This window comes from uncultured Bradyrhizobium sp. (assembly GCF_964252615.1).
Lineage (GTDB): Bacteria > Pseudomonadota > Alphaproteobacteria > Rhizobiales > Xanthobacteraceae > Bradyrhizobium.
Genome location: NZ_CAXUNQ010000017.1, coordinates 42173 through 67540, shown reverse-complemented (window position 1 = coordinate 67540; position 25368 = coordinate 42173). Strand labels below are relative to the sequence as shown.

The 25368-nt window shown below is 60.8% G+C and carries 20 protein-coding genes and 1 pseudogene; 15 read left to right on the top strand and 6 right to left on the bottom strand.

The annotated features are described in order from the left end of the window. Nucleotides 1–37: 37 nt before the first annotated feature. Together ACFE72_RS11660 and ACFE72_RS11655 are read right to left on the bottom strand one after the other, a co-directional pair. Nucleotides 38–1003: a hypothetical protein gene (locus tag ACFE72_RS11660; protein ID WP_375413248.1), complete on the bottom strand. Its 966-nt coding sequence runs from the start codon at nucleotides 1001–1003 to the stop codon at nucleotides 38–40. Between the two features lie 157 nt (nucleotides 1004–1160). Next, on the bottom strand, nucleotides 1161–1364 hold the full coding sequence (locus tag ACFE72_RS11655; RefSeq protein WP_375413247.1) for a hypothetical protein: 204 nt from the start codon (nucleotides 1362–1364) through the stop codon (nucleotides 1161–1163). A 392-nt stretch (nucleotides 1365–1756) separates the two neighbouring features. On the opposite strand from ACFE72_RS11655, the gene ACFE72_RS11650 reads away from it, so the two are divergent. From ACFE72_RS11650 to ACFE72_RS11640, 3 genes are read left to right on the top strand one after another with little or no spacing between them, the layout of a single operon-like run. Beyond that, nucleotides 1757–2692 carry a class I mannose-6-phosphate isomerase gene (locus tag ACFE72_RS11650; RefSeq protein ID WP_375413246.1) on the top strand — a complete coding sequence of 312 codons (936 nt, stop codon included), beginning with the start codon at nucleotides 1757–1759 and terminating at the stop codon, nucleotides 2690–2692. Further along, complete coding sequence (locus ACFE72_RS11645; RefSeq protein WP_375413245.1) at nucleotides 2689–4974, top strand: glycosyltransferase family 4 protein; 2286 nt, start codon at nucleotides 2689–2691, stop codon at nucleotides 4972–4974. The genes ACFE72_RS11650 and ACFE72_RS11645 overlap by 4 nt, the downstream gene beginning before the upstream one ends. A gap of 41 nt (nucleotides 4975–5015) precedes the next feature. Further along, entirely contained in the window at nucleotides 5016–6311 is a 1296-nt protein-coding gene (locus tag ACFE72_RS11640; RefSeq protein ID WP_375413244.1) for a glycoside hydrolase family 130 protein, read from the top strand. A 71-nt stretch (nucleotides 6312–6382) separates the two neighbouring features. Here the strand turns inward: ACFE72_RS11640 and ACFE72_RS11635 are convergent, their stop codons facing one another. Then, complete coding sequence (locus ACFE72_RS11635; RefSeq protein ID WP_375413243.1) at nucleotides 6383–7039, bottom strand: glutathione S-transferase family protein; 657 nt, start codon at nucleotides 7037–7039, stop codon at nucleotides 6383–6385. A gap of 124 nt (nucleotides 7040–7163) precedes the next feature. Here ACFE72_RS11635 and ACFE72_RS11630 point away from each other — a divergent pair, with 124 nt between their 5' ends. Continuing rightward, entirely contained in the window at nucleotides 7164–7841 is a 678-nt protein-coding gene (locus ACFE72_RS11630; RefSeq protein WP_375413242.1) for a DUF599 domain-containing protein, read from the top strand. 56 nt (nucleotides 7842–7897) lie between these two features. On the opposite strand, the gene ACFE72_RS11625 is transcribed toward ACFE72_RS11630, so the two are convergent. Then, complete coding sequence (locus ACFE72_RS11625; protein ID WP_375413241.1) at nucleotides 7898–8533, bottom strand: hypothetical protein; 636 nt, start codon at nucleotides 8531–8533, stop codon at nucleotides 7898–7900. Between the two features lie 226 nt (nucleotides 8534–8759). On the opposite strand from ACFE72_RS11625, the gene ACFE72_RS11620 reads away from it, so the two are divergent. The 11 genes and pseudogenes from ACFE72_RS11620 to ACFE72_RS11570 all read left to right on the top strand — a co-directional run bounded on the left by ACFE72_RS11620 (nucleotide 8760) and on the right by ACFE72_RS11570 (nucleotide 23348). Then, nucleotides 8760–9746: a Bug family tripartite tricarboxylate transporter substrate binding protein gene (locus tag ACFE72_RS11620; RefSeq protein WP_375413240.1), complete on the top strand. Its 987-nt coding sequence runs from the start codon at nucleotides 8760–8762 to the stop codon at nucleotides 9744–9746. Nucleotides 9747–9965: 219 nt separating this feature from the next. Beyond that, the gene (locus tag ACFE72_RS11615) at nucleotides 9966–10535 is read left to right on the top strand and encodes a TetR/AcrR family transcriptional regulator (RefSeq protein ID WP_375413239.1); all 570 of its coding nucleotides are present in this window, start codon (nucleotides 9966–9968) and stop codon (nucleotides 10533–10535) included. A gap of 63 nt (nucleotides 10536–10598) precedes the next feature. Continuing rightward, nucleotides 10599–11177 carry a glutathione S-transferase family protein gene (locus tag ACFE72_RS11610; protein WP_375413238.1) on the top strand — a complete coding sequence of 193 codons (579 nt, stop codon included), beginning with the start codon at nucleotides 10599–10601 and terminating at the stop codon, nucleotides 11175–11177. Beyond that, nucleotides 11174–12181, top strand: a complete 1008-nt coding sequence (locus ACFE72_RS11605) for a pyridoxamine 5'-phosphate oxidase family protein (protein ID WP_375413237.1) — start codon at nucleotides 11174–11176, stop codon at nucleotides 12179–12181. Before ACFE72_RS11610 ends, ACFE72_RS11605 begins: the two co-directional genes overlap by 4 nt. A gap of 605 nt (nucleotides 12182–12786) precedes the next feature. Then, nucleotides 12787–14220, top strand: coding sequence for a citrate/2-methylcitrate synthase (locus ACFE72_RS11600; RefSeq protein ID WP_375413236.1), 1434 nt, complete (start codon nucleotides 12787–12789; stop codon nucleotides 14218–14220). Nucleotides 14221–14231: 11 nt separating this feature from the next. After that, nucleotides 14232–15863: an amino acid adenylation domain-containing protein gene (locus ACFE72_RS11595; RefSeq protein WP_375413235.1), complete on the top strand. Its 1632-nt coding sequence runs from the start codon at nucleotides 14232–14234 to the stop codon at nucleotides 15861–15863. Next, nucleotides 15853–16392 (top strand): annotated as a pseudogene (locus ACFE72_RS11590) (FAD/NAD(P)-binding protein); the annotation flags it as partial. The gene ACFE72_RS11595 and the pseudogene ACFE72_RS11590, both read left to right, overlap by 11 nt. Nucleotides 16393–17358: 966 nt before the next feature. Further along, nucleotides 17359–20124, top strand: a complete 2766-nt coding sequence (acnA, locus tag ACFE72_RS11585; protein ID WP_375413268.1) for an aconitate hydratase AcnA — start codon at nucleotides 17359–17361, stop codon at nucleotides 20122–20124. Between the two features lie 113 nt (nucleotides 20125–20237). Next, on the top strand, nucleotides 20238–21731 hold the full coding sequence (locus ACFE72_RS11580) for an L-lactate permease (protein ID WP_375413234.1): 1494 nt from the start codon (nucleotides 20238–20240) through the stop codon (nucleotides 21729–21731). 30 nt (nucleotides 21732–21761) lie between these two features. Further along, nucleotides 21762–22631 (top strand): sterol desaturase family protein, encoded by an 870-nt coding sequence (locus tag ACFE72_RS11575; RefSeq protein ID WP_375413233.1) that lies wholly within the window; start codon nucleotides 21762–21764, stop codon nucleotides 22629–22631. Between the two features lie 447 nt (nucleotides 22632–23078). After that, nucleotides 23079–23348, top strand: coding sequence for a DUF3253 domain-containing protein (locus ACFE72_RS11570; protein ID WP_375413232.1), 270 nt, complete (start codon nucleotides 23079–23081; stop codon nucleotides 23346–23348). A gap of 46 nt (nucleotides 23349–23394) precedes the next feature. Here ACFE72_RS11570 and ACFE72_RS11565 read toward each other — a convergent pair whose 3' ends face one another. Continuing rightward, entirely contained in the window at nucleotides 23395–23703 is a 309-nt protein-coding gene (locus ACFE72_RS11565) for a helix-turn-helix domain-containing protein (RefSeq protein WP_375413231.1), read from the bottom strand. 72 nt (nucleotides 23704–23775) lie between these two features. Beyond that, entirely contained in the window at nucleotides 23776–25206 is a 1431-nt protein-coding gene (mgtE, locus tag ACFE72_RS11560; protein WP_375413230.1) for a magnesium transporter, read from the bottom strand. Nucleotides 25207–25368 lie beyond the last annotated feature (162 nt).

Here is a 25368-nt window from a genome sequence, read left to right as displayed (position 1 = left end):
ATGTGAGATTAGCTTTTGGCGGCAGCTTTAGGAAGGATCAGTCGTTGTTTGCGGCGGCCGGCACAGGCACGCCGGGAGCCGGTGCGAGCTGAACCGGTGCGGCGGCCGGCCGAGATTTCGGCGCCTGTTTTTTAGCTGCGGCCGTTGCCGGAGCCGGACGCGGTATCGGCGGCGGTGTATTCGCTATCGCCGCCGGCGGTGAACGTGGCGCGGGAGGCGCCGTGCTCGGCACGGCCGGTTCAGGGGTCATGATATTGACCGGCGGGGTCGAAGCTGCGCTGGGAAACTCGGCGTTGGTCGGCTTGCCAGTCGGCATGGTCGTCGGAAGCACCGCGACGGCCGCAGCGGGAAGCGTTGCGGGCGTGTTCCATGACGGCGAATAACGTGAAATCAAGCCGTCATAGATCCGCTCGTCCATGTTGGCTGCAATCTGGTTGTGATCCGTCAGCGACCGATACGCTGCGCATTCCGCGGGCTCACAACGCTCGCGGGCAGACAGCACATAAGCCATCAGACCATAGCGGTCCCGCTCCACGGACCGCCGCAATGCCTGAAGCTCGGGCGTCATGCTCTTGTTGGCGGTGGCAACATCGCCGAATGCGGTTAACCGCGTAATTCGCGCCGCGGCATACGACACCGCGGCCGCCGCGGCATCGGCCGAGCCAAACAAAGCTTTTTCGCAAGCGGCGAGTACGGTTTCGCCCGCCACATCGTCAATGCACGACAAGGCGGGCAGTGTCGCCGTCGCTACCTGCGGCGGCTCGAGATCACGCAGAGCGCTGCCGCCATCCGGACCGTAGCCGTGAATGGTCGCGGCGACGGCGACGCCGATCGCCAGCAGCGAAATCACGCTCAGGGCGCTGTTGGCGACGGATTTCTCGGCGCGCAACAATATGATGAGCACGATAAGCGCGAAGAAGCCAGCCGCGGCCAGGGTCAGCCACATCGGAAATGTCGGCGACCGCCAGATTTCATTGACCGATGGTAGCCAAGCCCAATTCATGCGCGATGTCCTTCGCAGCATAAAACGCTTACAGCGAGTAAATGCCGATTCGCCTCCCACTAAGTGGACGCAGATTGCGTCAACTTAACTGCGATACTCGCTCTAATTGCAATGTGACGGAACGTTCGATGACATGTCGGCGCGGGCGCAACGCCACTCAACCAACGTCGAGCTGGCTCTCCTTGGCCACCCGCTCAAACGCTTCGGTCGAACTCTTGATCCGGTACTGACAATCATCGCCATCGGTCGGCAGCAGCCGGATCACCTCATAAGTGCCACTGGCGGCCGGACGGGCGACATTGCTGGCAGTAAAATAGACGGTCTCACCCACGACAAACTTGTGCTTCAACGCCTTCTCCATATACGGAAATGCCGGCTCTACTCACTGTTCCGGTAGCTGCGCCGACTGAAAATCCCCGCCGTCATATAGCACGCGTCGAGCCCGTTTGGCCAGTCACATCAGGACATGGCAAATGTGCAAATTTTTCAGTTCTTTCAGCGAGATAGGTTAGTATTTCAAAGCGCCGGCCGTAAGTATCAGGCATTCCGGCAAAATTGATGCCCGAAACCGATTATAGCAGCGCAGCACCAAAGCGTGTTGCCGTTGGCGACTAGAGTACCTATCTGCCTGAAAGGCACAGCCGGATTGCGTCAATGCGATTATCCGGACGGGACGCCCAGCCACACTAAATTGCGACATTAGCGACCAACGGCATATCGCTTCGATATGCGCGTCAACGGTCAGGACAGCCTATGGCTATCGAACATGCCTCAGCGCAGGCCGTGCGCAAGCCTTGGGGGGTCGCCGATCTCACTCCATGGAGCGGTATTGACGGTTCTGGCGACGCAGTCGGAGAGCTATGGTTTCGGCGTCCCGATAAAGATGCGCCAATCCCGGCCTTGCTGCTCAAATTGCTGTTCACGAGCGAACCGCTGTCAATCCAGGTTCATCCCGATGATGCGTTTGCGCACTCCATCGGCCTGCCCAACGGCAAAACCGAAGCATGGTACATCCTGTCGGCAACGCCGGAGGCGCGGATTGCCGTTGGATTGAAGCGACATCTCACGCGACAGCAATTGCGCGGATCGATCAAAGACGGCTCGATTGCCGGTCTTGCTCAATGGCGCTCGGTGCGGAGAGGCGACTTCATTTCCATTCCTGCAGGGACGATCCACGCCATCGGCGCCGGCATCATGCTTGCCGAGATTCAGCAAAATAGCGACGTAACGTTCCGCCTGTTCGACTATGGCCGGCAGCGCGAGTTGCACGAGGAAAACGCCGTCGCTGTTGCCGATGCCCGGCCGGCTCTAACCGAGGCCGTTGCACGACACCTCAGCGATGAGCGCTGGGCTCTCATCGCAAGCCCGCATTTCGTACTTGAACGGATCAAACTTCCGGCGAACTCGACCTGGGCGATCATCGCCGACAAGGAAACCTGGATTCTCGTGATCGAGGGCCTTGCGAAGATCGGAGCGACCAACACGACTGTCGGAGACGTCATTTTCGTCGAAGCGGATCGCGCCATCATTGAAGTTGGACCGAATGGGATGAGCAGCCTGATCGCCTATCCCGGACCGGACCCCATTATGTCCCTGCTGCAGGAAGCTGGAGCGCAAATGACCAAATCTGTCGGCGCGTTCGGGGTACATGTGCCGAAACCAAACGAGATCGTCGAGGTGCAGACATGACCCCGCTCCGCCGTATCGCCTTCATAGGCAATTCGTTGCCCCGCCGCTGCGGCATCGCGACATTTACGACCGACCTGCACCAGGCGATAGCGGTGTCACGACCAGATATCGATACCTGCATTGTGGCGCTGACCGATCATGGTCAGCGCTATGAGTATCCGGCTGCTGTGGGTTTGCAGATCAGGGACGGCAATATCGATGATTACGTCCGCGCCGCGGATTTTCTGAACGCCGGCCGGTTCGACGCCGTGTGCCTGCAGCACGAATTCGGAATCTTCGGCGGCGAAGCCGGCGCCCACATCCTGGTGCTGCTGTCGCGCCTCACCATGCCGGTACTGACCACGCTCCACACCGTACTGGCCGAGCCCTCAGCCAAGCAACGCGACGTGCTGGAGCGCATAACCGAGGCGTCATCGAAGGTCATCGTGATGGCCAAAAAAGGCCGCGAACTGCTGCGCAGCGTCTATCAGGTGCCGGATGACAAAATCGAAGTCATCGCTCACGGCATTCCCGACGTGACTTTTGTCGCGCCCGATGCGGCGAAAGCAAAGCTCGGATTCGGCGGACGGACGGTCATTCTCACATTTGGCCTGCTGTCTCCCAACAAGGGCATCGAAGTCATGATCGACGCCATGCCGTCGATTTTGAAGCGCTGCGCGGACGCGGTCTATGTCGTGCTCGGCGCAACGCATCCCAATCTGGTTCGGGAGCAGGGCGAAGCTTACCGAGAGAGTCTGACGGCGCGGGTGCGCGACCTCGGCGTCGAGGACCACGTGGTCTTCCTCGACCAGTTCGTCGATCACGCCACGCTGCTCGAATTCATTTCGATGTGCGACGTCTATGTCACGCCCTATCTGAACGAGGCGCAGATGACGTCGGGCACATTGGCCTACAGTTTCGGCTTGGGAAGGCCGGTGGTTTCGACACCCTACTGGCACGCGCGCGAGTTATTGGCCGACGGGCGTGGCGTTCTGGTTCCTTTTGGCGACGCGGCCGCAATCGGCAGCGAAATCGGGGAATTACTCACCGATGACGTTCGCCGCGAGGCGATGTGCAAGCATGCCTACGCAGTCAGCCGAACCATGACGTGGGCGGGTACCGCGAACCGGTACATGTCCGTCTTCGACAATGCCCGGCAGGGCCATTCGCTCAAGGTTATTGCTCGCTCCAGCACGGGTTCGCTCGAACCGCGCATTGCCGCAGCGCCCGATATGCAACTCGGCCACTTTCTATCGATGTGCGACGATACCGGTCTGTTCCAGCACGCCGTGCATTCCGTGCCCGATCGTTCACACGGTTATTGCGTCGACGACAATGCCCGAGCGCTCCTGGTCGCCTGCGCCCTCAACAATCCCGGCGAGCAGCGGCTGCCGGAAGTCCTGACGGCCCGCTTTGCCGCTTTCGTGCAGCATGCCTGGAATCCCGACACCGGACGGTTTCGCAACTTCATGGGATTCAACCGCGCATGGCTTGAAGATACGGGTTCGGAAGACAGTCACGCACGCACGCTGTGGGCGCTGGGGGAATGCGCGCGCAGAGATGCCAGCCCGTCGCGGCGCCGATGGGCGGCCGCCCTGTTTGCCGAGGCATTGCCTACTGCGGAAGCCTTTCGCTCGCCCCGCGCCTGGGCGTTTACCCTGTTAGGCTTAAGCGCATATTGCGCGGCGGCTCCGGATGATTTCCATGCCAAGGAAGTCCGATATTTTCTTGCCGACCGGTTGATATCCGCTCTGGCAGCGGTCGAGACGCCGGACTGGATATGGTTCGAGGAAGGATTGTCGTACGACAATGCGCGTCTGTCGCAGGCCTTGATTTTAACGGGCATGGCGACGCAAAAAACGCCTTATGTCGAAGCCGGACTAAGATCGTTGCACTGGCTGATGGATCAGCAAACGGCGCCTGCCGGGCATTTCCGCCCCGTCGGTACGGCAGGTTTCGGGGAACAGCGGAAACAGCCTCGCGCCTTCGATCAGCAGCCCGTGGAAGCCACGGCGACGATCGCGGCCTGCCTTACGGCATGGCGCGCCGACGGCGATGCCGAGTGGAAGGCCATCGCAACACGGGTTTTTGGTTGGTTTTTCGGCAGCAACGATCTGTCCGTCGCCCTGGTCGATCCGCACACCGGCAGTTGCCGCGATGGATTGCACCCCGATCGTGCTAATGAGAATCGCGGAGGTGAGTCGGTGTTGTCTTATCTTCTAAGTCTTGCGGAGATGCGGCAGCTTGCGCGCGTCAATACTGGCCTGACAAAACCTGCGGCGCTTCGCGCCGTCGGTGCCTGAATCTGACCAAGGTTTTACTCCAGCGAGCCGAGGCACCCCTATTGCAAGCCACCTTCCTGAACCGGCAAGCGCTCTACCTGCGTCCCGATCCTGCGCGGGTCATCGTGCGCCCGTTCAAGCCCGCGACCGAACCGCGTGACCTTAACCCGACCGACAAGACCCGTGCCAACCATATCGTCGACCGGGTTCTGGCGCTGGATTCGGAGGCCGCCGCCAACCAGCTTGACGACGTCCTGGCGAATTTCCTCGGTCGCCATCGCAACCTGCTGAAGACATTTGAATCCCGCGCCAAGGAAATGGAAGAGGCCCTGGCGGCCCACGGCAGCTTTTCCAGCCTCCAACGCCAATTGATCGGCGCCTATTTCCTCAACGAATATTCGTTCGAAGCCTCCGCCTTGTTCAACCCCAGCATCATGCCGCACCCTGACCAGTCCACGGCGCCGCAGGGTGGCTTGCGCTTCATTCTCAGTCTACGCGCCATCGGCGAAGGGCATGTGTCGTCGCTGACGTTTCGCGCCGGTACCATCGCAGCTGACGGCAGCCTGGCCGTCGATCCGACGGCCAGGCTAGCGTCGAGCCCGCGAATTGAATACCGATCGCCGGGTCCGATGGGAGACGAAGTCGGATTGATCTTCGAGTCGAACGACGACATCAGCGAGCGCGTCATATTTCCGGTCACCGAATCTCAATCCAACGGGATTGAGGACGCGCGCTTTGTCGAATTCAGCGATGGCGGCCGGAAAATCTACTATGCGACCTATACCGCCTACAGCGGACGCGCGATCCGGTCTGAGTTGATGGAAACCAGCGATTTCCTGTCGTTCCGAATGTCGCCGTTGCGGGGTAGCGCTGCGCGCAACAAGGGCATGGCGCTGTTCCCGCGCAAAATTGACGGCAGATATGCGATGATCGCGCGGCAGGATAATGAAAACCTGTATTTGATCTATTCGAACGACCTCTATACGTGGGATGGCGGTCAAGCCATTCTAAAGCCGGAGTTTCCTTGGGAGTTTGTGCAAATCGGCAATTGCGGATCGCCGGTCGAACTCGACGAGGGTTGGCTGCTGCTCACCCACGGCGTCGGCCCCGTTCGCAAATACTCGATCGGCGCAGCCCTGCTCGACAAGAATGATCCCTCCAGGGTGCTGGCACGCTCGCGCGAGCCGCTGCTGCGCCCCGAACTATCCGAGCGCGCAGGCTATGTCCCCAATGTGGTCTATACCTGCGGCGCGATGCGGCACAACGACCAGATCATTTTGCCATACGCGGTTTCCGACACATTTTCCAATTTCGCGACCATCAAGATTTCGACCCTCATGCATTCGATGAAAAACTGAGTCATCTATTGGCGCCGATAGTTGATTCGAATGGCAGCGAAACGGCGCCAATGCCAGACGCTTAGGCCGACCTACTCGACCTCGTATTTCTCGATCACCAGCGTTTCCGCGAGCCCGGCGCGGGTCCATTGCTGGAACGCCGGCAGGGCCATCATCGTATCCATGTAGTCGCGAACGTCCGGTGCCACGCCGATGGCGTAGGTCCGGAAACGATGAACTACCGGCGCATACATGGCATCGGCGGCGCCGAAGGCGCCGAACAGATAAGGCCCCAATTTTCCATAGCGCGCCCGGCATTTGGACCAAATCTCCTGAATGCGTGCGATATCGGCAAGCGCCGCCGCCGATAGGGCTTTGGCGCCGACCGGCCGATGCAGGTTCATGCCGCATTCGTCCCGTAACGCCGCAAAGCCGGAGTGCATTTCCGCCGAAACCGAACGGGCGTGCGCGCGGGACGCAGCGTCCTTTGGCCATAAATGCGCTTCGGGAAACCGCTCGGCCGCGTATTCGATGATGGCCAGCGAATCCCATATCGTGATGTCACCGTCGACCAGCACAGGTACCTTGCCGGACCGTGTGAATTCCAGAATGCGCTGCTTGTCGGCGTCGCCAGTGTACAGAGGAATTATCACTTCGTCGAAGGCAATATTGCGGGCTTTCAACGCCAGCCACGGCCGCATCGACCACGACGAATAATTCTTGTTGCCGATCACGAGCGTCAAAGCCATGCGAACAACCTCTTAAGGGGATCACAGTCTGCCACGCCGCGCCGGATGCGATCAACCCCGCTCTTGCGCCGTTGCCGCAAGGACCCATGCATGGCAGCATTCGAGACGTGCATGAGGATGTTCTATGGCGCGCTACTGGATCGATATTTTCGCGGTCGGGTTCTTCATTGTAGAATGGTCTGTCTATGCGATGACGCTCGAGCATACCTCCTATGGACGCAACAGCCTGTCGGCTCGCATGAACGTCTACCGGGAGGTCTGGATCCGGCGTATGCTCGAGCGCGATGCCCGCATGGTCGACATGCAGATCATGGCGAGCTTGCAAAACGGGACCGCGTTCTTTGCGTCTACCAGTCTGCTCGCGATCGGCGGCGGGTTGGCTCTGCTACGCGCGACCAACGAGGCATTGGCCGTTCTTGGCGCTCTGCCGGTCGATCTCAGCCCGTCACCGGCATTGTGGGAAATCAAATGCGTCGGGCTGATCCTGATTTTCGTCTATGCCTTTTTCAAGTTCGCCTGGTCATACCGGCTGTTCAATTACGTCGCCATTTTGCTCGGCGGGATGCCGCCGGCGACGCAGCGGGATACCCCGCAAGCCGAAGCCCATGTAATGCGGACCACGAAATTATTCGAATCCGCAGGAAGGCATTTCAATCGCGGCCAGCGCGCATTCTTCTTCGCGCTCGGCTATCTCGGCTGGTTTGTCAGCCCGTGGATTTTGCTGGTGACGACCGCGGCGGTGGTGATCGTCACCTGGCGGAGGCAGTTCGCCTCCAATGCCTGGCAAGCGATGGAGCCTTAGACGGCTTAGAAAACACTTTTTCGCCGAACCGTCCGGCAGATCCGCGGTCATTGATGTTACGGGGTCGCGATCAGTCCGTTTGCCGCAGCGACTATCCAGCGGTTGCCCCAACGCACGATAGAATCAATTCGCCCGATCCCGGGCACAGAATCGCCTCGGACCACGGTTCGAACCCCATCCGGCCCTTCGAGAACGGCCGTTCCACCCCGAACCTCAAGAACCGTCCAGCCCTCAATAGTTGTCGGTCTCGTCTCGGCCACCGGCGTCATCGGCTCCCGCGCGGTCACAACCTCGGCCTTGGCAAAGGGCGCTCCGGCAGGCGAAACCGTGCTCGGGGCTGGTGCCGTTTGCAGGCTTGACGTGGATGCCATCCGTCGAGCGCCGTCGCTTTTACCGCTTGATTTAATTTCGGGAAACCGGCGTGAAGGCATGTCTGTTTGAGTAATCGAGTGGAAGGCCGGGATATTCGCCGCGCACGCCCAACCCAGTCCCAAGCCAACAACCAGAGCGCTTGCAACCAAAATAATACTGCGCTTTCGATCATCGCCTGGCTTCAATAGCGCCAATATCTCGTCCTGACCGGGACTTGAGAAATCCCATGGGGGCCCGGCCGCCGGCCTTGTCGCGGCTTGGCTGCCGACAACATCTCCTATTGACTCGCTGTTTACCCTGTTGGTCTGGTGTAGTTTCATGGTTGGGTCCCCTTTTCTTCCCCGATAGTCATGCTTGGAACTAAACCAAATCTTAACGGAAAATCAGTCGCAGCTTTCCGACGTCTGGCTAATAACCAGATGTCCCTTCGTTTGATGGGCCTTTCCTGCAGGAACTTGCGCTGGTGAACCGAGGTTTGGCCGACACTTAACCTTCGAAACGGCTCTCAGCCGCCGCCAGCGACGAGCCGTGACAGTGAGAGATCTGATGCCCGCCAGTTACATGCCTTCGCGCCGCACGATGCTGGGGATGTTGACCGCGGCCTTTGCTCCAACGAGGCACGGCCTGGCTCAGGGGCTGTCGTCGCAGCAGACCATTCGGCTCGACGTTCCGTTCACAGCCGGCACAGGACCCGATCTGCTCGCGCGTATCCTTGGTGAGGAGTTGCGGCAGCGCTGGAATCAACCGGTAATCGTCGAGAACAAGCCTGGTGCGAGCGGCAACATCGGCACCCAGGCAGCAGCGCGTGCTGCTCCGGATGGCCAGACGCTTCTGGTGACCGTCAACACCTTTGTGATGAATGCGAGCCTTTATCGCTTGATCCCTTACGATCCGCAGACGAGCTTCGTGCCGATCGTGGAGATCGCGACAGGCGTTCTTGCGCTTGTCGTGCATCCCTCGATCAATGTCAGCTCTTTCCCAGACCTGATCGCATTTGCGCGCAACAAGCCGGGCGAGATCAACTATGCTTCCCCTGGCCGGGGAACCCCGCAACATCTCGCCATGGAGCTGTTGAAGCTGACCGCGCAGGTCAATCTGACCCACATTCCATATGCGGGTTCCGCAGGCGCCGTGAAAGACCTCGCAGGCGGACACGTCTCGGCGATGTTCTTGCCGATTCATACGGCGCTCCCTCTCGCGCAATCCGGGAACATTCGTATCCTGGCCGTCGGCAGCCAAACTCGCGCGCATCAGGCGGCGCAGGTACCGACGCTGGCCGAACTTGGCGTAACCGATTTCGACGTCGATCTTTGGTATGGAGCTCTTGCTCCGGCCGGCACGCCGAAGGATATCGTCGACCGCTACAATACAGTTTTCAACGAGATCCTGGCGCAGCCGAACATTCGGGCAGCGCTCGACAAGCAAGGGCTGGTCGCGCAAGGCGGCCCGCCTGAACGGTTGGCAGGGCTGATCGCCAAGGATCGCCTACGCTGGGCCAAAGTCGTCAAGGACGCCGAGATTACCGCAGAATAACATGCGCGGGATTTCAAAATAAGCATCGAGCAAGCGAGGCTGCTTTAATAGAGATTTCCTTGGCTGGGTCGGGGTGAACCACCAAGTCGGAATGGCGGCGGCTTGCCGAGCAATTCGGTTGCAGGCCATAATGCGTTCAAGGGTAAGCCGCGCCTGCTGGATTGAGCTATCCACCGCTATTATATGATCTCCACTTTTTCACCAACCGAAAGCCCTGCCATGAGCTCGAAACGCGACGATCTTCTGAGGGCTGCTAAAAAACTTCTCTGGGAGCGCGGCTACGAGGCAACAAGCCCGCGTGACATTCAGGAAGCGAGCGGCGCCGGGCAAGGAAGTTTCTATCATCATTTCGAGGGCAAGCTCGCGCTGGCGGTGGCGGCCTTGGAAGAAGTCTCGGCCGAGATGTGCGCATCGGCCACCGGTTTACTGGATGCTGACGCCTCTGGGCGCGACCGCGTCACCCGATACCTGCTGCAGACCCGCGATGGGCTCAAGGGTTGCCGACTCGGCCGCTTCGCCGGTGACGCGGCGATCAACGAACCCGAGCTGCGCGCGCCGATAGAACGCTACTTTTCCGTGCTTGAACGTTATCTTGCAAAAGCCCTTTCGGATGCGCAGCGCGCAGGCGAGCTAACCTCGAAATGCAAGCCGAAAGATCTCGCAACGATGTTGGTCGCCATCGTCCAAGGGGGCTTTGTTCTAAGCCGCATTCACCGCGACAAGGACGCCATCAATCGCGCAACCGCCGCTGGGTTGGCGCTGCTGAGCGAGGCCACAAAACGTACATGACGGCTTATATTGACCTGGGTTGTACCTTGTAGTATGTACAGCCGCGGTTAGGATGAGCGGTACATGCACAAGCTGTATTACGCGGCCACATCGCCCTACTCCCGGAAGGTTCGCGTCCTGCTCATCGAGAAGGGCCACGAGAGTAAAGTTGAGGCCGTTATGTGCGCGCCATTGGACAGGCCGCCCGAGCTCTTGGCACACAATCCGCTCAGCATGGTTCCAACGCTCGTAACCGACGATAACCAGGTCCTCTTCGACAGCCCCGTCATTGCCGAGTATCTCGACGGCCTCGCTGCGCCGCGGCTGATCCCGTCCGAGGGGCGCTCGCGATGGGATGCTTTGCGGCGGCAAGCCCTGGCTGACGGTATTATAGACGCCGGCGTTTCTATGCAGGGCAAGCATCCGCTGGATTGGATTCATCGGAAAACCGAGGTCATCGTTCGCGCGCTCGATGCCTTCGAGGCGGAAATCGGCGAGTTCGGGGAAACGTTGACCATCGGTCACATCGCGCTCGGATGCGCGCTCGGCAGGCTCGACTTCCGCATGGCGGCGTTCGACTGGCGCGCCGGCAGGATAAAACTCGCCAACTGGAACAGAAAATTCCAGTCGCGTCCCTCGATGCAAACGACGCGGCCTGCATGATGGCGGCGCGACCATATTATTCTGGCGATCCGGCGTTTTGGCACGACGGCGAACAGGCGCTGCAGGCGCTTGCAGGCGTGCGGGAGACGATGGAAGAGCGGGGCCGTGTCAGACTCCGCGACCATATGCCCGATCAGCACCGGCTGTTTTTCGCAGAGCGTACCCAGATGTTCCTGGCGACATTGGATGTATCGGGACAACCATGGGCAACGCTGGTTGAAGGCGAAAACGGGTTCGTGACATCACCGTCGCCAACGCAACTGGCGATAGCCGCCGTTCCGACCGCCGATGATCCGGCAGCCGCGGGCATTGAGGACGGCGCCCCTATCGGCGGCCTTGGTCTCGAATTCGAGACCCGGCGGCGTAACCGGGTCAACGGGCGGGTTCGTCTTGCGCCTCACATCAAGGGCTTTCTCGTCGAGGTCGAGCAGAGCTTCGGAAACTGTGCACAATATATCCAGACGCGGCGGGCATCGCGCATGTATGGGGTAGGTGCGCCCGCAACTACGCGGCGGGCGACTTTGTCGGTTGACGATCGCGAACTGATCCGTAGATCGGATACCTTCTTCATTGCCAGCCGATCCAAGACGCCGGGGCTCGCACGTAGCGAAGGTCTCGACATCTCCCATCGCGGCGGCCGGCCGGGCTTCGTCCTCATCGACAGCGATCACCACCTGCGGTTCCCGGATTATCGTGGCAACTCATATTTCAACACGCTCGGCAATCTCAGCGTTGAGCCGCGTTGCGCACTTCTTTTCATAGACTTTGCCACTGGCACAACGCTGCAGATAGCCGGGCGCGGCAAGGTGATGATCGATCCGGAAGCATGTCAGCCGTGGTCTGGCGCCCAGCGTGTTGTCGCAGTAGCAATCGATGCCGTGGTCCAAACCGAGCGACGATCACGGTTCCGTTTCGAATTTTTCAGCTTCGCCCCGCAGTTCGACAGGCTGGAGGCGTTGGCCAAGGGCGATCGCAGCATCCCCTCTGAGATGGCGCGAAACTAGCATTCTCCGTGTGTGTTGAGGTCAACAAATGAGATCGATATCTGCCGATGTCGGCGTTCAAAATCAACCTCCTGCAAGCCAACGGCAAGCCCCTCTCGAGAAAGTGCTGCGGATGCAGGCCGACCGCGGCACGACCGCATGCAGAAAGAGAAGGAGGCAAAAAAGTATCGATGTCATCTTTTGGCGCTTGGTCGCGACAGCGCTAGACGCCGAAGTTGGCGTCAGCCATCCGAAGGCAATGCTGGTGATCTTTGCTGGGAGATTCCTGATGGAAATATATCCATGAAGACGTCAACCGGGTCAGCAAACCCGACGACTCGGATTTGGGCCGGAGCGCTAATTGCAATCGGTGATGCTTAAGCTCATTGCGTAGTCGAAGTGACGTTGCATCGTCACACGGTTGAGAAGTTTTTGCTACGTACCGCCAAAATGCCAGCCGATTTCAACTAAACTTCAGGATGTTTTAATTTATACATCAACTATAGATTGACTAGCGCTTTCTGATTTTGCAATCTCCGGTTTAGTTCTCCGCGTCATTCGGAAAATGTTCTGAAAATGGCGGGTCTCCCGCACGAGATCAGATGAGAAGCCAGGGGGGCAAAAACATGATCGCATCAAGCCACGCTGCCGCTTCTAGCGCGTTGGCAGCAGAAGCATATCCATATCCAGCATCGGAGCGTCTTAAGACTGTAATTTGCTCCACGCTCGGTGTCGCACCTAGCGCTGTAACGGCAGATTTGGCTTATCAAGACATCGCCGAATGGGATTCCATGGGCCACGTATCGCTGATGCTGGCGCTTGAGAAGGCCTTCTCGACGACGATCAGTCGCCACCTTGTCCCACAATTGACGTCCGTGTCTTCATTGTCGGCATTCGTGGCTCAATTGAGCGGCGCCGAGGCGCCAACGCCGATTTCGGCGCGAAAAGCAATTCCGGCGAACCAGTCGAAATCCGCCCCCACCGTCAACCGCGGCCTGGTCGGCATTTACTTTGATCGCAGCGTCATAACCGAAATCGATCCATCGGGCTCGGCGCTTCGGTACCGCGGATACAGCGTCGACGATTTGGTCGACCGGGCAAGCTATGAGGAAACGACATTTCTGCTTGTCCACGGCAGATTACCCGGCAAGGAAGAACTCGCAGCATTTTCCGATGCGTTGCGGATCCATCGCACGCTTCCGGCGCCGATCGACGCCCTTCTCCGCTCGATGTCGGAGGCTCCTCCGTTTCTTGCAATGCAGGCGGCAGTGGCGGCACTAGGTGCCTTTGTCACAGACGACGCGGATGCCGATATCGCCGTGATAGCGCAGGTGCCGACCTTACTAGGCAACTTTCATCGGCTGCGCATCGGTGCCGTACCGCTCGTCCCCCGCGACGAACTCGGCCACGCGGCGAACCTGCTCTACATGCTCAGCGGCCGGGTGCCCGACCGGCTGGCGCAGGAGGCGCTCGACAAGACATTCATTTTGCTGGCCGACCACAGCTCAAGCGCTTCAACCTTCACGGCCCGTATCACGACCAGCACAAATGCCGGGTGCCATGCCGCGCTGTCGAGCGCAATTGCCGCGTTCTCCGGGCCGCTTCATGGCGGCGCCGTCAATGAAGTCATAGCCATGGCGGAAGAAATCGGGTCGCCACAAGCCGCGGCGGCGTTTGTCCGTAGCCGTCTCGATCGCAACGAAGTGCTGTACGGCTTTGGACACCGGGTTTATCGGACCGCCGATCCGCGAGGCCATCTTCTTCGCGCGGCGGCACGGCGGCTGTGCGAGGCACGCGGCAATACGCGAATACTCGACATCCTCGAAGCAGTCGCCGCCGCGCTCGCGGACTATAGTCGTTTGGGACTTGATATCAACGTGGACTTCTACGCCAGCGCCGTTTTCGAAGCTCTGCGAATCCCCCGGGATCTCTTTGGCCCGGTTTTCGCAGCGGCAAGGATGGCCGGTCTTGTGGCACATATCCGCGAGCAACGGGACAACAATACACTCATTCGTCCGCAATTGCTCTATGTGGGCCCGCCAGCGCGAAGCTATGATTAGGGTATGGGCCGATGAAAGACCTCCGCTCGAGGCCGGCGCTGCTCGATACACTGCACGCAGGTTTCATCGCCAGCGCGGCGCGTTGGCCTGATCGTCCCGCACTATTGCAGGGTGAAGAGCGTTGGACATACGCGGCGGTCGATACAGCGGCCCGGCGCTTGGCCGCTGGCCTGTTGGCGATATCCGACGCGCCCAAGCGCGTCGGGATTCTGGCCCGACGCAGCTTCACCTCCTACACCGGCGTACTCGGCGCATTGTTCTCCGGCGCAGCCTTCATCCCGCTCAATCCGACACTGCCCATATCCCGACTGCGCGCAATCGCCGAGGCCGCAGAACTTGACGCAATCATCTGCGAAGATAAGCACATTGCATTGCTTCGGCCGTTGCATAACGGACGCTTGCCGCCGGTGCTCCTCGCGGACGCCTCGCGGCGCAAAATTGAAAATATCGACGGCCTAAGGGTTTTGGATTCTGATGATCTTTGCGTCATCGAGCCGCTCCGCGCTCCGGTCCGCATTGCGCCGGACGATATCGCCTACATTCTCTTCACCTCCGGAACCACGGGCATCCCAAAGGGCGTGCCGATTTCGCATGCAAACGCTGCGTCATTTCTAAACGTCAATCTCGCGCGCTACCTGATCGAGCCGGAGGATGTGCTATCGCAGACATTCGAGCAGAGCTTCGACCTTTCTGTGTTCGATATTTTCATGGCGTGGAGCGCGGGCGCATCGTTGTACAGCTTCACCCACACCGAGCTGTTGGCGCCGCTTTCGGTTATCCAGTCCCGGGGAATAACAGTATGGTTCTCCGTCCCCTCGATGATTGCGATGCAACTGCGGCTTGGACCGTTCCTCCCTGGTTCGCTCCCGACCCTGCGGCTGAGCCTGTTCTGCGGGGAACCGCTGGTGCGAGAGCATGCCGAAGCATGGCAACAAGCGGCACCTGCCTCCGTACTGGAAAATCTTTACGGTCCGACGGAGTTGACCATCGCATGCGCCGCACACCGGTGGAACCGAGAAACCTCACCGGGCATGTGCTCGAACGGAATAGTCCCGATCGGTCGCCTATACGAACCGCTGTCACGGCAAATCGTCGATCAAGACCTGGAGCCTGTAGCACGTGGAGAAATCGGCGAGCTCTGCGTGGCGGGGCCGCAAACCTTCGCGGGCTATTGGCGCAACCCCGAGGCGACGGCAGCCGCGTTTTATGAATCGACGAACTGCGATGGGAAATCGGCGCACTTTTACCGCACCGGCGATCTGGTGCGCGAACTTCCCAACGGCGAGCTGCGTTTCGTCGGACGACGCGATCATCAGATAAAGCTCGGAGGACATCGCATCGAGCTGGCCGAGATCGAGGCCGCGCTGCGCGCGCAGCCGAATGTCGTCGAAGCGGCAGCGTTCGCCTGGCCGCCCAACGCCACGGTAATCGAAAAGATCGTCGCTTCGGTCTCCGGAAGCGCGCTCGACGGCGAGACATTGCGCCGTCGGTTGCGAAGCGTTCTACCCGCATACATGGTGCCTGCAAGAATCGATATCATCGAAACCATGCCGCGCACCAATAGTGGAAAGCTCGACAAAAGGGGGTTGAGCGACATCGTTGCCATGGCCGTAAACTCGACGGAAGCTTTTGATGCGCGTTGAATCTGGTGCAACATCAGGGCCCCTTTGGGGCGACATCCAAACCGACGCCTTGGGCTCGGAAGGCATGACGACGATTGCGATCATAGGCGGAGGCTTCTCCGGCATTTGCCTTGCTGCACATTTGCATCGCGCCGCGCGCCGGCCGGTGCGAATTCTCGTATTCGAGCGAAAGAAAGTCAGCGCCGGGGTCGCGTTCGCGACGCATGAACCCGTGCACTTTCTCAATGGCCCGGCCTCGAATCACAGCCCGTTCGACGACCGTCCGGATGAATTTACAAACTTCCTCGCAAACGACCCGGAGGCGCAGCGCTTCCTCGATCCCGCCAAACCGATCAGTGGCCAGTTCGTCCCGCGCATGCTTTACGGACGCTTTCTCCGGCAGATCAGTACCGGTCTCACGCGCCCGTCCCCGACCGGGGCGACGGTGACGTTCGTTAACGCTGACATCCAAGATATCGTCAAGCGGCCAGACCACGTGGGAATTGTCACGGACCGCGGGACGCACCTGCGCGCAGACGTCGCCGTTCTTGCGATCGGGCATCCCCCACCCCGGTCGCTCGCGACATTGATCGACCCGCGATATCTGATTGACGATCCCTGGGACGCGAGCGCGGTCGGTGCAATACCCGCCGACGCCCCGGTGGCGATCGTCGGCAGCGGCCAGAGTGCGGTCGACCTTGCGCTCGGCATGATATCCAACGGTCATCGAGGCGTTGTCAGCCTGCTCTCGCGTCGCGGCCGGGTTGCCGTTCCCTTCGTCGCGGTCGACCGACCGTATGTGCTCGACGTCACTCGCATTCCACGCCGGCTCCAGCCTTTCATTCGCTGGCTACGAAGCGAGTCCGAACGTTTCATCGACGAGGGCGGCAATTGGCGCGGCGTCATCAATGCTCTACGGCCTTACACGCAGCAGATATGGTACGGATTTTCGCCGGCCGAGAAGCGTCGCTTTTTCGAGCATATGGCGCCATTCTGGTATTTGCATCGCTCGCGTTTGCCGCCGCAGGCCGCCCTACGGCTCAATGAACTGCGCGCGACGGGGCGCGTGGCGGTCGTGGCCGGCCGGATTGTTGGTGCGACGTCGAATGACACCGGCGTTATGCTTCATGTTCGGCCGCGGGGCGAACATAGCGTCATCGAGATGCCGGCGGGTGCGGTCATCAATTGTACGGGCCCGTGGTGGGACCTTCAGAAGCCCCAGGCCCCCCTCGTGGCGGCCTTGCTCGCGTCGGGGACGATACGTTGGGACGATGTCGGTCAGGGCATCGCCGTCACCATGGACGGCGTTCCGCTTGACGCATCCGGACGACCGGCAGAGCGGCTGTTCGCGATAGGGCCGATCTGCCGCGGGACGCTGCTTGAAATCATGGTTGTCCGCGACATTCGCACGCAGTGCAGAGCGCTCGCAGATCGTCTTCTTGACGAAGAACAGATGGCAACGGCGCCGGCCGCGAGCTTGCCACCCGCGGTGCTCGGCCGTTCTGTCGAGAAAAAAATGCCGGGCGTCCGTCAGCCCATCGACAGCTTCAGGTGTCGTCGCACGCTTACCGTCGATGGAAAATCCTATGATTATTTCAGCCTCGCCGCCGCCGAGGCGAATGGCCTCACCGGCATTTCCCGGCTGCCCATCAGCCTAAAAATCCTGGTGGAAAATCTTCTCCGTCATGAGGACGGTGAAACGGTCACGGCCGAGGATATTCGTGCCACCGGGGCATGGTGCGCCAGCCGCGGCAGCGAAAGGGAAATTGCCTTTCGGCCGACGCGTGTCCTGATGCAGGACTTTACAGGCACCCCTGCCATGGTTGATCTCGCCGCCATGCGCGATGCGGCGGTGGCGCTTGGGGCAGACCCGCAGCGTATCAACCCCGTGGTGCCGGTCGATCTGGTCATCGACCACTCCATGGTCGTCGACCGCGCCGGGACCCCCGACGCACTCGCCTTCAACACCGCGAAGGAATTCGAGCGCAATGCGGAGCGGTATCGATTCCTGCGCTGGGCGCAATCGGCGTTCGAGAACTGTCGCGTGATACCGCCCGGCACCGGCATTTGCCACCAAATCAACCTCGAATATCTCGCCCAGCCGGTGTGGATCGACGCGGCGACCAAGCCGCCTCTCGCACATCCGGATACTTTGGTCGGCACGGACAGCCATACGACCATGGTGAATGCTATTGGTGTCCTGGGCTGGGGGGTCGGCGGCATCGAGGCAGAGGCCGCCATGCTCGGCCAACCGCTTTCCATGCTGCTGCCGGAAGTCGTTGGCGTGAAGATGTCGGGTCAGCTCCGCGAAGGCGTCACATCGACCGACCTTGCCTTGACGGTCACGCAGATGTTGCGGCGCCGCGGCGTGGTCAACCGCTTCGTCGAATTCTTCGGCCCGTGGCTTGCCGACAGCACGGTCGAGGATCGCGCAACGATCGCCAATATGGCACCCGAATACGGCGCCACCTGCGGCTTCTTTCCGGTCGACGCCCGCACTCTGGAATACTGGCAGGCGACTGGCCGCAACGATCACCGCGTCCGCCTCGCCGACGCATATTATCGAGCTCAGGGAATGTTCCGCAGCGACGCCGGTCCCGACCCGATATTCAGCGACGTGGTGGAGTTCGATCTTGCATCGGTCGAGCCGTCGCTGGCGGGGCCGAAGCGGCCGCATGACCGGGTCGCGCTATCCGATCTGCCGCGCAACTTCGCCCATGCGCTCGAACATGAGTATGGCGTGACGCTTGAGGCGCAGACGCGGCGCGTTCCCGTGGCAAAGTCAGACTTCGATCTGGGTCATGGCGATGTCGTGATTGCCGCCATCACGTCGTGCACCAATACCTCGAATCCCGGCGTCATGATCGCCGCCGGTCTCCTCGCCAAGAAGGCAATCCAACGCGGCCTTCGCACCAAGCCTTGGGTCAAGACGTCTCTCGCGCCGGGAAGCCGGGTGGTCATGGATTATCTCGCCACGACCGGGCTCGACGACGCTCTGGCACAACTCGGCTTTCATCTCGTCGGCTATGGCTGTACCACCTGCACCGGCAATTCAGGGCCGCTCCTCCAAACCATCGGCACAGCGATCCATGCGCACAACCTTGCGGCTGCGGCCGTAATTTCGGGGAACAGAAACTTCGAGGGACGCGTGAGCCCGGATGCGAGAGCAAGCTATCTCGCCTCACCTCCGCTGGTCGTTGCCTATGCGCTCGCCGGCACGATCCGGCTCGATCTCAGCCGCGATCCGATCGGCACCGACCGCAACGGCGCGCCGGTTTACCTGCGCGATATCTGGCCAAGCGCGCAGGAAGTCATCGACACGATCCGCCCCGCGATTTCGAGAGAGCTGTTCCAGCGTCGCTATCACGACGTCTTCGATGGCAATCAACGCTGGCAGGCGCTCGAGGTCGCGCCGACTTCCACCTACCCATGGCAGCCGGAGTCGACCTATATCCGCAAGCCGCCATACTTCGCCGACATGACCGAAAGGCTTCTCGCCCAGCCAAAGCCCGTGGCGGACGTCATCGATGCCCGCATTCTCGGGCTGTTTCTCGATTCGATCACGACCGATCACATATCGCCGGTCGGTTTGATCAAGGAAACCAGTCCAGCCGGACTCTATCTTTCGGAGCATCAGATCGTGCCGCGCGATTACAACGCCTACGGCGCCCGCCGCGGTAACCACGAGGTCATGATGCGCGGCGCCTACGCGAACACCCGGATCAAGAATCAGATGGTGCCGGGCGTGGAGGGTGGCGTGACGGTTCATCAACCGTCCGGCGAGCGGATGCCGATCTACGATGCCGCCATGCGCTATCAGGCCGAGCACGTCCCGCTGATCATCCTGGCCGGGAACGAATACGGCTCCGGCTCGTCGCGCGACTGGGCCGCCAAAGGCACGAAACTGCTCGGCGTGCGCGCCGTCATCGCCCAGAGCTTCGAGCGCATTCACCGCTCGAACCTGATTGGCATGGGCGTCTTACCACTCGTTCTAAAGCCCGGCGTCTCCTGGAAAAATCTGGGAATCACCGGTCGCGAGACCATCACGATCCGGGGGCTGCGCGAGATCTTGAAGCCCCGCGTCGAACTCATCCTCCATATCGGATATCCCGGCGGCGGCATTCTCGAAGTTCCGGCGATCTGCCGCATCGATACGATCGATGAGCTCGAGTACTTCCGCCATGGCGGCATTCTACCGTATGTGCTCACGCGCCTCATCTCAGCCGATCGCGCACAAGTCGCGGCCAACGAACGGCGTGCATCGGTGAGGGCTCGCAAATGAACAGCTCGCCGCGGCAAGAACCTTCCGACGTGGATCGTCGCCGCGGATACGTCGTGCGTCGGTCATCTCGCACGGGAAACCATCGAGCCGTTCATGGAAAGAGCAGAGCAGTGTTGGACTATCTCCTCTGGTCGCTGCCGTTCATCGGCGTGGCAATCCTCATCGCTTCGGGGCGCGCGTCTTCCGTCGTTGCCGGGCTCTTTGGTCTGGTCGCCGCGATCGCCGTGGCGCTGGCGACCGAGCCCAACCCGTTCGGACCGCTTGACGCTGTTCTCGCAGTGGCACGTGGCGGCTGGCTCGCCTTGTTCGTGGGGTCGGTCATCTTCGGCGGCCTGTTTTTCCGCGAGACCGTTTCGGGCGACGCGGTCCTGGGCGAGCCGGTGCCGATTCGCCCATCGCTGCGACGGAAGCAACTATACACCACCTGCTTTCTCGTCGGTCCCTTTGCCGAAGCCGCAACCGGTTCGGGCGTCGGTCAAGTGACGATTGCACCGATCCTGAAAAGCATCAGGCTCGCGCCGATCTACGCGGTGCTCCTTGGTCTTTTCAGCCAGGTCATGGTGTCCTGGGGCGCGCTGGCGAACGGCACCATCGTCGGCTCGCAGCTGGCCGGCCTCAGCCCGAGCGACCTCGGCGTTCACAGTGCAATTCTCACCGTGCCGCTTCTCCTGGCATGGCTTGGCGTCTTCTGGCACATCGCCGCCGCCGCCGGAGTGCCGGGGACGATGCTGGATTTCGGCGCCGAGGTCACCTGCACGATGATTGCCGGCGCCTTGCTCATCTTCTCCAATGCAATGTTCGGTCCGGAAGTCGCGGGCTTGGCGGCCCTCGGACCGCTCATCGCCGTGCAGTTTCTGATCGGTGGACAACCGGATCGCGACCGGTGGCAATCGGTCATTCGCTTCGGACTACCTTATGCCGCGCTGATCGCAATCTTGATTGCGACGCGGGCGATTCCACCCGTCAACCGAGTTCTCGGTCAGGCAATCGCCATCCGTCCGTTCGCCGATGGTCCGACATGGTTCCCTTTGTTGCATCCGAGCTCCTGGCTGTTGGCGATCGGGCTCGTCACGGCGTTGGCGATTGGACCTCCTGCATTGGCTGCAGGCGCCCTCGCCCGCGCTTGGTTCAGAGGGCGAAAACCGATCCTCACCATCATGTGTTTTCTTGCCATGGCGCAGGTGATGACCATTTCGGGCATCGCCGGCGGCCTCGCGAAGGGCCTGAGGCTATCCCTTGGCCCGTTCGCCGCCTTGGCGACGCCGTTGTTTGCCGGATTGTTCGGGTTCCTCACCAGCAGCAGCAGCGCGACCAACGGCCTGCTCATGCCGTCCCAGGCCGCGCTCGCCGCCGAGACCCATCTGAGCTTGCCTTGGCTTGCCGCTCTTCAGAACACAGCCGCAGCGGCAGCGACCATGCTCTCCCCGGTGCGCATCGCGGTCGGCTGCGCCCTTGTGGGCAAGCCTGAGCTTGAGCGGGCCGTCTATTCGCGCGCCTGGCCGCTTGGCGTGATTCCGCTGATCGTCCTCGTGGCGGCAGCTGCTGTTCTGCTTATTGGCTTCGACGGACTGGACATCGCCTCGCGCTTAACTGGATTACGAAACTAACAGCGGCAACTGACAAAGGAGGAACTTACTATGTTACATCAACTACTCTGGGTAATGGGCTCTGCGTCGCTCGTCATCGTCATCTTTTGTCTTCTCGAGATGGCTACTGGAAACTTCAAGCCTCGCTCCCTGAATGACTCGATCCTTGATCTCGGCACCTTCCTGTTTCCAGAAATGGTGGTCCGGCCCGTGGTCATTTTCGTCGTGGCCGCGATCACGACGGCACTGCTGCCGGGAGACGCTGGAGCATTGGCGGGTACGCCGATATGGATACAAGTTTTAGCGTTTCTCCTTCTGGATGACATGGTGAGTTACTGGTACCACCGCGCCACGCACACTTTCCCTTGGCTCTGGTACTATCATATGGCCCACCATACTCCGACCTACATGAGCGCCAGCATCGCGCGCCGCAACAGTTACATCTACCTGTTCCTGCATCCCAACCTGTATTTTGTGGGCATTCTCGTCTATCTCGGCTTCGGTGACGTTTTTGTCTGGTATCTTGCGATCAAGAATACCGTGCAAACCGCTGCCCATAGCGCGATCCGCTGGGATGCTTTTCTTTACCGCTACAAGTTCCTAAGCCCGGTGGCGTGGGTGATCCAGCATACGATTTCTACCCCAGCCACGCATTTCGCGCATCACGCCACGCGTGAAGACGATGGCATCGGTCACTTCAACGGCAACTATTCCGTTCTGCTTTTCATCTGGGACATTGTGTTCGGAACGGCGAGGATCACACAGCAATACCCCCCAGAATACGGCGTTCCAGTCGATCCGGTCAAAGGACCCGAACGGTGGTACGTGCAACTTCTCTATCCCGTATTCTCTCCCTCGCGGCGACCGGGGATGGTTTCGTCCGAGGTCAGACCGATATCGGAAGAGCAATATTCCCGATGATCGCACGGAGAGGGCGCGCCTGCTAGAGGGCGCGCCCTCCTCGACCAGAACGCTCGAATAGGCTCATCTGACTCCATAATTCTGATTTTGCTGCCCTGGGTTCCTCGCACGTCGCGATTTCACCCGTCTAAAATCCGCCCGACCCATGGCCTCTGTTGCCAATACCGCCGAGCGTCCGCCCCACTCGACATCGGTGAGGCGCAGGATTGCTGCGAGCTTGATGCCATCCAACGACCGGGCGACGTTTTGCCCTTGTTCGGAAAGCCGCCCCTCGCGGAGGATGGCGCCGACCGGACATTTTCCAAAGAAAGCGCCACGATGCGCATTGTGCATGGGATTGTCGCAGCCATACCTCGATCCAGGCCGGCTAGGTGCGGGCGATCGGCGTTGCAGCAACGGAACGTTCGGAGCTTGCGGTGTTCCCATCCATGCGCCATTGCATCATGCATGACCGCCCACGATTCGCCGCGCGCCGTTCCCCTCGAAGAATCCATCGTTGATGTGCTGTTGCAGGCCGGTAGCAGGACGCTAAGCGCGCCCGAGATCGCGCTTGCGATTGCGCCCGAGGGCGACTGGCCTGGGCTGTTGATGCCGATCCGCAGCGCAGCGGTCGCGCTGGCGCAGGCCGGCCGTCTTGTCATCTACCGCAAGGGCAAGGCCGCCGACCCCGGTGATTTCCGCGGCGTCTATCGTCTGGGGCTGCCGCGGCAGGATTGAGCCGCCGGCTTCCCGCGCAGCTGATCCAGGGCGCAGAGTTCGGCCTTCAGTTTTGCGCAGCCAGCGCCGCAAATACCGTTTCCGGTGCGGGGGAAATCACCGCCGGAAGTGCCCTGGCCGGTCCGCGCGGCAAACGCTTGCCCTGCTCCCAGTTGCGGATGGTTTCGACGGACACACCGAGCCGGGCAGCAAACTCGATCTGTGTCATTCGAGCACGCCGGCGCAGATTGCGCGCGGTGGGGACCGCGGCCGCATCGGCAAACTCAAAGGCGGGCATCGCAGGCTCAAGCGGAAACTCCTGCCCGCCCCGCAATTCGACAATCCGTCCGTCCGCTTTCAGCCGCAAGCGCTGCATGTTCGACTCCAGGCAGCATGGTCGCCGGTTCCCATTAAGGCGCAATGAACGATAGATGCCTCACCGGTCTATTTATTTCAGCCCAAACCACAGCGTGGCGATACCGAGAAACGAGAAGAAACCAACGACGTCGGTGACCGTGGTCACGAAGGTACCGGACGCCACTGCCGGATCGGCCCGTGCCCGCTCCAGCACCATGGGGATCAGGATGCCCCCGAGCGCGCCGGCAACGAGGTTGCACAGCATGGCAAGGCCGATCACCACGCCGAGGCCGGGAATCTTGAACCATGCGACGGCGGCGACGCCTGTGATGATGGCGAAGGCGATACCGTTCACGAGGCCGACCAGCCCTTCACGAACCACCACGCGATACGCGTTGTTGGAGCCGAGTTCGCGGGTCGCCAGCGCGCGCACCGCGACCGTCATGGTTTGCGTAGCGGCGTTGCCGCCCTGGCTGGCCACGATCGGGGCCAACACCGCCAGCGCAACCATCTTTTCCAGTTGGCCCTCGAACAGGCCCAGCACCGACGATGCCAGAAAGGCGGTGGCGAGGTTGACCATCAGCCAGTTGAAGCGGCCTTTGGCGATGGTCCAGACGCTGTCGGAGAGTTCTTCGTCGCTGGTGACGCCGCCGAGCGCCTTCAGATCTTCGTCGGCCTCTTCCTCAATGACGTCAACCACGTCGTCGATGGTGATGACGCCGACCAGCCGGTTGGCGGTATCGATCACCGGGGCCGCAACAAGATTGTACTTGCCGAACAGGCGCGCCACCTCTTCCTGATCATCCATCACCGAGATGCGGCGGCGGTCCTCGTCGATCAGATTGGCAAGCGATACCGGGCGATGGGCGCGCAGCAAGGCATCGAGCGACACCGCGCCCTGCCAGTGCTGGACGCTGTCCACGGCATAGATTTCATAAAAGCGGTCCGGCAGATCGGGCGTGTCGCGCATATAGTCGATCGCCTGTCCGACGGTCCAGTCCGCCGGCACGGCGATAAACTCGGTCTGCATCCGGCGGCCGGCGGAGTTTTCCGGATAAAGCAGGCGGCGCTCGAGTGCGACGCGCTCCGAGTGCGGCAACTTCTCGAGAATCTCTTCCTGATCTTCCTCGTCGAGGCCTTCGAGCAGTTCGACGGCGTCATCGGATTCCAGTTCGCGCACGCCTTCCGCGACCGTCTCGGGCTCCAGTTCTTCGAGAATTTCCTCGCGGACAGTGTCGTCGACTTCGTTGAGCGCCGAGAAGTCGAAGTCGGCACCCATGAGTTCCACGAGACGGGGCCGCTCCTCCGGATCGAGCTCCTCGATGAGATCGCCGAGGTCGGCCTCGTGGAGTTCGGCGATGATTTCACGAAGGAATACCGCATCGTCGGCCTGAACCGCGCGTGAAACTTCCTCCACAAACTCCGGCCGGATGTCGCCGTCCTGATTCCGCATCGAATGACGATGGAGCACGGCTTGAGGGGCCGCACCGGGGGGCTGGGCAACGTCCACATCATCGGCCATGCCGCGCCTCGCCGGTTAAAGTGTGTGCTAACGCCTGAAGCGAATTGCGCTATCTCGTGAGAGGGAGCGAACCCGTGCTCGTCTCGTGCATTACCCAATCGGCAACACCAAGCGCAATGACAAATGTGCGGACTCCGAGAAAAGCATTGCACGGCTGGAAAG

Excerpts from the sequence above, each read along its gene's own strand:
- acnA (WP_375413268.1), top strand. The coding sequence starts at position 17,359 with ATGCCGGGCGTCCGTCAGCCCATCGACAGCTTCAGGTGTCGTCGCACG.
- ACFE72_RS11605 (WP_375413237.1), top strand. The coding sequence starts at position 11,174 with ATGATGGCGGCGCGACCATATTATTCTGGCGATCCGGCGTTTTGGCAC.
- ACFE72_RS11630 (WP_375413242.1), top strand. The coding sequence starts at position 7,164 with ATGGCGCGCTACTGGATCGATATTTTCGCGGTCGGGTTCTTCATTGTA.
- mgtE (WP_375413230.1), bottom strand. The coding sequence starts at position 25,206 with ATGGCCGATGATGTGGACGTTGCCCAGCCCCCCGGTGCGGCCCCTCAA.
- ACFE72_RS11575 (WP_375413233.1), top strand. The coding sequence starts at position 21,762 with ATGTTACATCAACTACTCTGGGTAATGGGCTCTGCGTCGCTCGTCATC.
- ACFE72_RS11595 (WP_375413235.1), top strand. The coding sequence starts at position 14,232 with ATGAAAGACCTCCGCTCGAGGCCGGCGCTGCTCGATACACTGCACGCA.
- ACFE72_RS11645 (WP_375413245.1), top strand. The coding sequence starts at position 2,689 with ATGACCCCGCTCCGCCGTATCGCCTTCATAGGCAATTCGTTGCCCCGC.
- ACFE72_RS11610 (WP_375413238.1), top strand. The coding sequence starts at position 10,599 with ATGCACAAGCTGTATTACGCGGCCACATCGCCCTACTCCCGGAAGGTT.
- ACFE72_RS11650 (WP_375413246.1), top strand. The coding sequence starts at position 1,757 with ATGGCTATCGAACATGCCTCAGCGCAGGCCGTGCGCAAGCCTTGGGGG.
- ACFE72_RS11570 (WP_375413232.1), top strand. The coding sequence starts at position 23,079 with ATGACCGCCCACGATTCGCCGCGCGCCGTTCCCCTCGAAGAATCCATC.
- ACFE72_RS11620 (WP_375413240.1), top strand. The coding sequence starts at position 8,760 with ATGCCCGCCAGTTACATGCCTTCGCGCCGCACGATGCTGGGGATGTTG.
- ACFE72_RS11600 (WP_375413236.1), top strand. The coding sequence starts at position 12,787 with ATGATCGCATCAAGCCACGCTGCCGCTTCTAGCGCGTTGGCAGCAGAA.
- ACFE72_RS11660 (WP_375413248.1), bottom strand. The coding sequence starts at position 1,003 with ATGAATTGGGCTTGGCTACCATCGGTCAATGAAATCTGGCGGTCGCCG.
- ACFE72_RS11625 (WP_375413241.1), bottom strand. The coding sequence starts at position 8,533 with ATGAAACTACACCAGACCAACAGGGTAAACAGCGAGTCAATAGGAGAT.
- ACFE72_RS11655 (WP_375413247.1), bottom strand. The coding sequence starts at position 1,364 with ATGGAGAAGGCGTTGAAGCACAAGTTTGTCGTGGGTGAGACCGTCTAT.
- ACFE72_RS11635 (WP_375413243.1), bottom strand. The coding sequence starts at position 7,039 with ATGGCTTTGACGCTCGTGATCGGCAACAAGAATTATTCGTCGTGGTCG.
- ACFE72_RS11565 (WP_375413231.1), bottom strand. The coding sequence starts at position 23,703 with ATGCAGCGCTTGCGGCTGAAAGCGGACGGACGGATTGTCGAATTGCGG.
- ACFE72_RS11615 (WP_375413239.1), top strand. The coding sequence starts at position 9,966 with ATGAGCTCGAAACGCGACGATCTTCTGAGGGCTGCTAAAAAACTTCTC.